The organism is Elioraea sp. Yellowstone (assembly GCF_006704265.1).
Lineage (GTDB): Bacteria > Pseudomonadota > Alphaproteobacteria > Acetobacterales > Acetobacteraceae > Elioraea.
Map to the genome: position 1 here is coordinate 1 of NZ_VIKA01000136.1, position 8,493 is coordinate 8,493.

Genomic DNA, 8,493 nt, shown 5'->3' on the forward strand with positions numbered 1-8,493 from the left:
CCGCGGCCGCGCTCGGCGCGCTCGCGGCGGCCGCCTTCCCGCCGCTCCACCTCGTGCCGCTGCTCTGGCTCGCCTTCCCGGGCCTGCTGCTGCTCGCCGGGTCGCGCGCGGGGCCGCGCGGCGCCTTCGGTGTCGGCTGGGCCTGGGGGTTCGGCCACTTCAGCGCCGGGCTCTACTGGATCTCCAACGCGCTGCTGACGGAGGCGGATCGTTTCGCCTGGCTGGTGCCCTTCGCCGTGCCCGCGATCGCGGCGGGGCTCGCGCTGTTCATTGCCCTGCCGGTCGTGCTGGCGCGCCTCTGGCCCGAGGGCTGGCCGCGCGTGCTCGCCTTCGCCGGGCTCTGGACGCTGGGCGAGATCGCGCGCGGCTTCCTGCTGACGGGGTTCCCGTGGAACCTGCTCGGCACGGTCTGGGCCTTCGGCGCCCTGCCCGTGCAGGGGGCCGCCTGGATCGGCACGCATGGGCTCTCGGCGCTGACGGTCGTGCTCGCCTCGCTGCCGCTGGTCTGGGGGCGGGCGGCCTGGGCGGCGGGCGGGGCGATCCTCGCTGGCGGCGCGGTGGTCGGCCTGGTCCGGCTCGCCGCCGAGGAGCCGGCCCCCGCGCCGGTGGCGCTGCGCATCGTGCAGGGCAACATCGCGCAGGCGCACAAGTGGCGCGAGGAGCTCAGGATCGCGCATTTCCGCCGCTACCTCGCGCTGACCGCATCGGCGCCGCCGGCGGAGGAGGGGGCGCGGCTGGTCGTGATCTGGCCCGAGACGGCGAGTCCCTACATGCTGGACGCGGACGCGACCGCGCGTGCGCTCGCCGCCGGCGCGCTGCCCGGCGCGGGGGTGCTGATCGCCGGCAGCGTGCGCCTGGAGCGGCAGCCGGAGGGGCACACCCCGCCGATCCGCGTCTGGAACAGTCTGCTTGCGATCGGTTCCGCGGGCGATGTGCTGGCGGTCTACGACAAGCACCACCTCGTGCCGTTCGGCGAGTACGTGCCGCTCAGGGGCTGGCTGCCGGTGGAGACGGTGGTGCCGGGCAATCTCGACTTCTCGGCCGGTCCCGGGCCGCAGACGCTCGCGCTCGAGGGCCTGCCGCCCTTCAGCCCGCTGATCTGCTACGAGGTGATCTTCCCCGGTGCGGTGGTGGCGGCGGATGCCCGCCCGGCCTGGCTGCTCAATCTCACCAACGACGCGTGGTTCGGCGTCTCGTCCGGACCGTACCAGCATCTCGCCGCGGCGCGCATGCGCGCGGTGGAGGAGGGGCTGCCGCTGGTGCGCGCGGCGAATACCGGGGTCTCGGCCGTGTTCGATGCGCGCGGGCGCACCGTTGCCTCGCTCGGGCTCGATCGCATGGGCGTGATTGCCGCGCCGCTGCCGGCACCGCGGGCGCCGACGCCCTACGCGCGTGCAGGGAGGGTGGGTCCGCTGGTGCTGGCGCTAGGACTCGCGCTGGTTGCGACGGCGCTGCGCAGACAGAGGCATGTAATGTCTTAAAAATAAGCCAATCTTGGCATGACTGATATTTTTTCCGCCGTATGGGTGCGGCGTTGACGCGCTGCGGTTGTGTCGTCTAAATTTAACCCGCGACTGGACCTGCCATTCCCGGTCGTGCCTTGGGGGGACGATGGTCGGATGAGCGAGATCGGGTTGCCAGCCTCCGGCCGAAAGGGGGACCTGATGATGGCTGAGGAAGTCACCGAGAAGGCCGAGCGGGAGAGCCGCCCGAGCCCGATCGATGTCCATGTCGGCAGTCGGATCCGGCTGCGGCGGACCCTGCTCGGGATGAGCCAGGAGCGTCTTGGGGAGGCGCTCGGGCTCACCTTCCAGCAGGTGCAGAAATACGAGCGCGGGGTGAACCGCGTCGGCGCCTCGCGTCTGTTCGATCTGGCGCGCGTGCTCGATGTGCCGATCAGCTTCTTCTTCGACGACATGCCCGAGCCGCTGGCGAAGGAGTATGGCGGCTCCGCGGTACGCCGCGCGGTCGGCTTCGCCGAGCCGCAGGAGGGGTTCGACGACGAGACGCTGCACCGGCGCGAGACGCTCGAACTGGTGCGCGCCTACTACCGCATCACCGATCCTGCCGTGCGCAAGCGCGTGTTCGACCTGATCAAGTCGCTCGCGCCGATCGACCACCCGCCCGGCAACTGACGCTGGGCTCGCGCGGGGGGGGCGAGGGGCGGGACGGTCAGCACGCCAGCATCGCCGGCGCACGCCAGGCGGCGAGGGCCGCGCGCAGGGCGGCGGCGAGTTCCGTCTGCTCCTCGCGGCTGAGGAAGCGACCGATCGCCAGCCGCCGCCCGTGCGAGGCGAGCAGCACCCCGGCGGCCCGGCCGTGCTCGTCCTCGACCACGCTCACGCGCAGCCAGCCCGGCGGGAACTCCCAGCGCGCGACCGATCGGCCGCCCCGCCGGCGCGTCACCGTGAGCGCGTGCGCATGCAGCACCACCTCCTCGACCGTCGTCCGCCCGAGCCGGTGGTGCATCAGCAGCAGTCCGAGCACAAGGGCGAGTTCCACGCCGACGAAGCCGGCCACCGGCCACGCGCCGAGGACGAGGAACAGCGCCGCGACCGCGCCGCCGCCGGCGACGAGCACGAGGGCCGCCAGCCGCAGTCCGCGGCCGGTCAGGCTGCGCTGGGGCGTCAGCGTGGCCGCGAAGACCGGTGGGTCATCCGGCCTTGTCATGGCGCGAAGATAGGACCGTCCCGGCGCCTCGATAAGTGCGGCGATTGCGCCGCCGCCGCGGCCGTCGCATGAAGCGGGGGATGCCCCAGGCCGCACGCAGGCGCCCGACCGCCAAACGCATGCCCGACGCCGATGTGCGGGCCTTCATCGAGGCGCTGGCGCGCGCCAATCCGAACCCCCGCTCCGAGCTCGACTATGCCTCGCCGTTCCAGCTCCTGGTCGCGGTGGTCCTGTCGGCCCAGGCGACCGATGCCGCGGTGAACAAGGCGACGCGCGGGTTGTTCGCCGCCGCGCCGACGCCGGAGCGGATGGCGGCGCTCGGCGAGGAGGGGATTGCCCCCTTCATCCGCACGATCGGGCTGTGGCGCGCCAAGGCCCGCGCGGTGGCCGCGCTGTCGCGCCTCCTGGTCGAGCGGCATGGCGGCGCGGTGCCGGCGGACCGCGCCGCGCTCGAGGCGCTGCCCGGGGTGGGGCGGAAGACCGCGAATGTGGTGCTGAACGTCGCCTTCGGGCAGGAGACGATGGCGGTCGATACCCACATCTTCCGGCTGGCGAACCGCACCGGGCTGGCGCCGGGCAAGGACGTGCGCGCGGTGGAGGAGGCGCTGGTGAGGCGCATTCCGCGCGCGTATCTGCGCGATGCGCATCACTGGCTGATCCTGCACGGGCGGTATGTGTGCAAGGCGCGCAGACCGGAATGTTGGCGTTGCGTTGCGAAGCCCTGGTGCCGGTACGAAGGGAGGAATGCCGAGGCGCCGCAAGCCCAGCCGAACCGGCCATAGCCCGGACCGCGAGGGGGGTGCGTCCTGCGCAGGGGTGATGGGAGGACGACCGTCGTCCCCCCATGATATGTTTCCTCCATGTCCCTCGAGACCGATCTGCTGATCGACCGCCGCCGCCTCAAGCGCGGCCTCGCGCTCTGGCGCGTGGTTGCGATCCTTGCCGTGTTCGCCGCCGCCGCCGTCGCGCTGCGCGACAGCGGTCCCGCGCGCACGCTGCTCGGCGCCCATGTCGCCCGCCTCGCCGTCACCGGCCTGATCACCGAGGATCGCGAGCGCGACCAGGCGCTGCGCGACCTCGCCCGCGACGGGCGCGCGCGCGCGCTGATCGTCGCGATCGACAGCCCGGGCGGAACGGTGGCCGGCGGCGAGGCGCTGCACCGCGCGCTCGCCGAGGTCGCGAGGGCCAAGCCGGTGGTCGCGGTGATGGGCGGCACCGCCGCCTCCGCCGGCTACATGATCGCGCTGCCGGCCCAGCGCATCTTCGCGCGCGAGGCGACCGTCACCGGCTCGATCGGCGTGATCATGCAGACGGTGGAGTTCTCCGGGCTGATGGAGCGGCTCGGCATCTCCGCCCAGGCGATCACCGGCGGCAGCCTGAAGGACGAGCCGAGCCCGTTCCGCCCGCTCAGCCCCGAAGGCCGCGCCGCGCTCGCCGCGGTGGTGCAGGACCTGCACGCGCAGTTCATCGCCATGGTCGCCGAGGGCCGCGGGATGGCGGAGCCGGAGGTGCGCGCGCTCGCCGACGGGCGCGTCTTCACCGGCCGCCAGGCGCTGGCGGCGAAGCTGGTGGACGCGATCGGCGGCGAGGCCGAGGCACGCGCCTGGCTCGCCGCCGAGAAGGGCGTGCCGGCGGACCTGCCGCTGCGCGACGTCACGGCGGCGGGCGAGCGGCGCTGGCTCTCGCGGCTCCTGCGCGATGCCAGAAAAGCCGTTTCAGATGAACGACTTAGCCTTGACGGGTTGTTCGCCGTCTGGCACCCTTCGCTGCAGTGAGGGCGTGGAGGCGGACGGACAGCCGGGGCATGACGCGTTCGGAACTGATCGCCGAGCTGGCGCGGCTCAATCCGCACCTGATGCAGCGCGACGTCGAGGCGATCGTGGCGACGGTGTTCGACGAGATCACCGCGGCGCTGGCGCGCGGCGACCGGGTCGAGCTGCGCGGCTTCGGCGCCTTCAGCGTCAAGGCGCGCGCCCCGCGCATCGGCCGCAACCCGCGCACCGGCGAGCCGGTGGAGGTCGGCAGCAAGCGCATGCCCTTCTTCAAGGCGGGCAAGGAGCTGCGCGAACGCATCAACAGGCCGGGACCGGCCCGCCGCGCGGCGGTCGCCACGGCGCAGGGCTGATCGGGGGGCGGCGCATGCGTCTGATCTGGATCGTCACCGCGCTCGCCGCCGTGCTGGTGGTGCTGTTCGTCGTCTCGAACACCGCCCCTGTCGCGCTCGGTCTCTGGCCGTTCGACGCCCGCATCGTGCTGCCGCTCTCGGTCGCGGTGCTGGCGGTAGCGGCGATCGCCTTCCTGTTCGGCGCGGCGATCGCGTGGTTCGCCTGCCTGCCGTACCGCACGCGCGCGCGCCGGCTCGGCCGGTCGGTCGAGGTGCTGCAGGCGGAGGTCGGCACGCTGAAGGACAGGCTGGCGCAGGCCGAGGCGCGACGCCCCGCGCCCGGGCGCGTCTCCCCCTCCACCGAGCTCGTGGCGCGCTGAACCGCCACCCTTTGGCGGGACGGCCGATGTGGTGTATCGGCGCGGCATGATCGCGCGCCCCGCCACCCCCGCCGCCCGCATCGTCGCCGCCCTCGACACCCAGGACCGCGCGCAGGCCGCCGCCTGGGCGCGCGCGCTCGCCGGGCGGATCGGCGTCGCCAAGGTGGGGCTCGAACTGTTCGCGGCTGCCGGGCCAGCCGCGGTCGCGGCGGTGCGCGAGTCCGGCCTGCCGGTGTTCCTCGACCTCAAGCTGTACGACATCCCGAACACGGTGGCCGGCGCGGTGCGCTCGGCCGCCGGGCTCGGGGTCGCGATGCTGACGGTGCACGCCGCCGGCGGGCGGGCGATGGTCGCGGCGGCGCGCGAGGCGGCGGAGACGGCCGGGGCGGACCGGCCGATGATCCTCGCGGTCACCGTTCTGACGAGCCTCACCGCCGCCGATCTCGCCGCCACGGGGGTGGAGGACGCGCCCGCCTCGCAGGTGCTGCGGCTCGCCCGGCTGGCGATCGCGGCAGGGGCGGACGGTCTGGTGTGCAGCCCGCTCGAGGTCGCGCCGCTGCGCGCGGCCCTCGGGCGGTCGGTGCCGCTCGTCGTGCCGGGAATCCGCCCGGTCGGCAGCCGGGCGGACGACCAGGCGCGTGTCACCACGCCGGAGGAGGCGGTGGCGGCGGGCGCGGACTGGCTGGTGATCGGCCGTCCGATCACCCGCGCGCCCGACCCGGCGGCGGCTGCGGACGCGATCGCCGCCTCGCTCCGCTGACCATCCTCATGCGGGTGAAGATCTGCGGCGTCAACGATCCGGATGCGTTCCGGATTGCGGCGGAGGCGGGTGCCGATCTTTTAGGCTTCGTGTTCTTTCCGCCCTCGCCGCGCGCGGTCTCGCCCGGACAGGCGGCACGGCTCGCGGCGCTGGCCCCGGACGGGCCGGAGCGGGTGGGGCTGTTCGTCGATGCCGAGGACGCGGCGATCGCGGCGGTGCTCGCCGCCGTGCGGCTCGACATCCTGCAGCTGCACGGCAGCGAGACGCCGGACCGCGTGGCTGCGGTCCGCGCGCACTTCGGGCTGCGCGTGATGAAGGCCGTGGGCATCGCGACGCGCGCCGAGGCCGAAGCGGCGGTCGCGCGCTACGGCCCTGTCGCCGACCTCATGATGTTCGACGCCAAGCCGCCGCCCGGCGCGCTGCTTCCCGGCGGCAACGCGGTGCCGATCGACTGGACGATCCTGCGCGGCCTCGACGTGCCCGTGCCGTGGCTGCTCGCCGGCGGGCTGACGCCGGCGAACGTCGCGCAGGCGATCGCCGCCTCGGGCGCGCCGGGTGTGGATGTGTCCTCGGGCGTGGAGCGGGCGCGCGGCGTGAAGGATCCTGGCCTGATCCGCGCCTTCATCGCCGCCGCGCGCGGCGCGTGACGATGGAGGAGCGGCTCGAGGTCCGGCTCGCGCATGCGGCGGGGCTCGCGCTCGCGGGCACGCTGCATCCGCCCCGCCTGCCGCCGCCCTGGCCGGTGATGCTGTTCGTGCACGGCTCGGGCGGGCTGCTGCGCTGGCACCGCCGCTACGTCGGGCTCCTGGCGGCGGAGGGCGTGGCGGTGGCGATGCTCGACCATTTCGGCCCCCGCGGCATCCGCCGCACCGTCACGGACCAGGAACTTCTCTCCTCCGAGACGATGGCGCGCGACGCGCACGCCGCCCTCGATGCGCTTGCCTGCGACGCGCGCATCGATGCGGCGCGCGCCGGGGTGATGGGCGTCTCGAAGGGCGGCAGCGCGGCCTGGCGCGCGGCCCTGCGCCGCTTCGCAGGACCCAGGCGCTTCGCGCTGCATGTCGCGCTCTATCCCGGCTGCGAGACGCGCTATCACGACATGGCGACGACCGGCGCGCCCGTCGTGCTGATCGTCGGCCTCGCCGACACCTATACCGGCCACGCGCCCTGCTTCGATCTCGCCGGGGCCCTGCGCGCGGGCGGTTCCGAGGTCGAGGTGTTCGGCCTGCCCGGCGCGATGCATGGCTGGGATTCCGGCGCGGGGCGCTGGTCGCACCCGTCCGGCGTCAGCTACGCCGACTGCCGCTTCGTCGAGATCGCGCCCGGCCGGTGGCGCGAGCTCTCGACCGGGATCGAATGGGACGCGCACGACCTCGAGGGCCGGCGCCGCGCGGTCGCGCGCTGCCGTTGCCTCGGCGTCGCCGGCGGCGGCTGTGCGGAGAGCCGGGCGCGTTCGGATGCGATCCTGCGCGCCCAGGTGCGGCGCCACCTGCTGGGGTGAGCGCGCGCCGGCGCAAGCCTGCAATCGGTCAGAAACATGTGAAAACGACCGATTACATCGGTCCGCCCGATTTGCCTCATCCGAAGCGCGCGTTGGTCACAGGCGCGGGAACGGCGCATCTCAGAAGCATCCAAGGCGGCGACGCCGTCGAATACCCGACAGCAGCGCTGCCGGACTGACCCGAACCCGAAAGGAACATGCCATGACCAGGACCACTCTCGCGTTTCTCTCCGCCCTCGCCCTCGGCGCTCTCGCCCTGCCCGCGCAGGCGCAGGACTGGGCCTCCGGCGGCAATCTCGCGCATGCCAGCGAGGGCGTGCCCGGCCCGGCGGCGAATCCGGCCTTCGGCGGCGGCTGGGCCGGCCCGGTGACCGGCGAGGCCGGCGGCGGCTTCGACGCGCGCACCGCCACGCCGATCTACGGCGGCGGCCAGCCCGTGACGGTGACCGGCGAGGCCGGCGGCGGCTTCTCGTACCATCTCGCGGTGCGCCTGGGCGTACAGGAGAGCGCCGAGCGCGTGCTCGCGGCGCTGATCGCGGCGCAGCGGGGCTGAGGCGGGCCGCGGCGCCCCCCACCCGGACAGTCCGGGCGGGGGGCCGCTGTCCGTGGTCCGCCGCCATGCCGGCCGCTTTGGACATCCGATCGACGGCATCGGAGACGAATCGGAACGAGCGCGAACCGCGCCCGCGAGTCCGGTGCGCTTCGTCGGCCCAGTTGGATCCGGATCCTGCGCGTGCGGCGGGCGCATCCTTGCGGCAAGGTCAGGAAAGCTTCTGCAAATCGCGATGATCGCCGCGGAAAACGCGGAACGTCATCCTTCCCGCAGGACGATAGCGCAATGACGCGCCGTCCCTCTCACGGAGATCGACCATGACCAGGACCACTCTCGCGCTTCTCTCCGCCCTCGCGCTCGGCGGCCTCGCCCTGCCCGCACATGCGAGCGAGGGCGTGCCCGGCCCGGCGGCGAACCCGGCCTTCGGCGGCGGCTGGGCCGGCCCGGTGACCGGCGAGGCCGGCGGCGGCTTCGATGCGCGCACCGCCACGCCGATCTACGGCGGCGGCCAGCGCGGCATCGTCG

At 74.0% G+C, this 8,493-nt stretch carries 11 protein-coding genes and 1 pseudogene; 11 read left to right on the forward strand and 1 reads right to left on the reverse strand.

The annotated features are described in order from the left end of the window. Together lnt and FK498_RS15230 are read left to right on the forward strand one after the other, a co-directional pair. A partial coding sequence (gene lnt, locus FK498_RS15225; protein WP_141856004.1) for an apolipoprotein N-acyltransferase occupies nucleotides 1-1,481 on the forward strand: 1,481 nt, incomplete at its 5' end. A gap of 183 nt (nucleotides 1,482-1,664) precedes the next feature. Beyond that, nucleotides 1,665-2,135: a helix-turn-helix domain-containing protein gene (locus FK498_RS15230; RefSeq protein ID WP_141856006.1), complete on the forward strand. Its 471-nt coding sequence runs from the start codon at nucleotides 1,665-1,667 to the stop codon at nucleotides 2,133-2,135. A 37-nt stretch (nucleotides 2,136-2,172) separates the two neighbouring features. Here the strand turns inward: FK498_RS15230 and FK498_RS15235 are convergent, their stop codons facing one another. Next, complete coding sequence (locus FK498_RS15235) at nucleotides 2,173-2,670, reverse strand: DUF2244 domain-containing protein (protein ID WP_141856008.1); 498 nt, start codon at nucleotides 2,668-2,670, stop codon at nucleotides 2,173-2,175. A 119-nt stretch (nucleotides 2,671-2,789) separates the two neighbouring features. Between FK498_RS15235 and nth the strand changes: the two genes are divergently transcribed. The 9 genes and pseudogenes from nth to FK498_RS15280 all read left to right on the forward strand — a co-directional run. After that, the gene (gene nth / locus FK498_RS15240; RefSeq protein ID WP_237560966.1) at nucleotides 2,790-3,452 is read left to right on the forward strand and encodes an endonuclease III; all 663 of its coding nucleotides are present in this window, start codon (nucleotides 2,790-2,792) and stop codon (nucleotides 3,450-3,452) included. A 78-nt stretch (nucleotides 3,453-3,530) separates the two neighbouring features. Further along, complete coding sequence (sppA, locus tag FK498_RS15245; protein ID WP_141856012.1) at nucleotides 3,531-4,445, forward strand: signal peptide peptidase SppA; 915 nt, start codon at nucleotides 3,531-3,533, stop codon at nucleotides 4,443-4,445. 29 nt (nucleotides 4,446-4,474) lie between these two features. Then, on the forward strand, nucleotides 4,475-4,795 hold the full coding sequence (locus FK498_RS15250) for an integration host factor subunit beta (protein ID WP_141856014.1): 321 nt from the start codon (nucleotides 4,475-4,477) through the stop codon (nucleotides 4,793-4,795). A 14-nt stretch (nucleotides 4,796-4,809) separates the two neighbouring features. Continuing rightward, nucleotides 4,810-5,154, forward strand: a complete 345-nt coding sequence (locus tag FK498_RS15255; RefSeq protein WP_141856016.1) for a lipopolysaccharide assembly protein LapA domain-containing protein — start codon at nucleotides 4,810-4,812, stop codon at nucleotides 5,152-5,154. A 46-nt stretch (nucleotides 5,155-5,200) separates the two neighbouring features. Beyond that, nucleotides 5,201-5,914 carry an orotidine-5'-phosphate decarboxylase gene (gene pyrF, locus FK498_RS15260; protein WP_141856018.1) on the forward strand — a complete coding sequence of 238 codons (714 nt, stop codon included), beginning with the start codon at nucleotides 5,201-5,203 and terminating at the stop codon, nucleotides 5,912-5,914. Between the two features lie 8 nt (nucleotides 5,915-5,922). Then, complete coding sequence (locus tag FK498_RS15265) at nucleotides 5,923-6,561, forward strand: phosphoribosylanthranilate isomerase (RefSeq protein WP_141856020.1); 639 nt, start codon at nucleotides 5,923-5,925, stop codon at nucleotides 6,559-6,561. Nucleotides 6,562-6,563: 2 nt separating this feature from the next. Further along, complete coding sequence (locus tag FK498_RS15270; protein WP_141856022.1) at nucleotides 6,564-7,415, forward strand: dienelactone hydrolase family protein; 852 nt, start codon at nucleotides 6,564-6,566, stop codon at nucleotides 7,413-7,415. A gap of 202 nt (nucleotides 7,416-7,617) precedes the next feature. Next, nucleotides 7,618-7,968: a hypothetical protein gene (locus FK498_RS15275; RefSeq protein WP_141856024.1), complete on the forward strand. Its 351-nt coding sequence runs from the start codon at nucleotides 7,618-7,620 to the stop codon at nucleotides 7,966-7,968. A 317-nt stretch (nucleotides 7,969-8,285) separates the two neighbouring features. Next, nucleotides 8,286-8,493 (forward strand): annotated as a pseudogene (locus tag FK498_RS15280) (hypothetical protein); the annotation flags it as partial.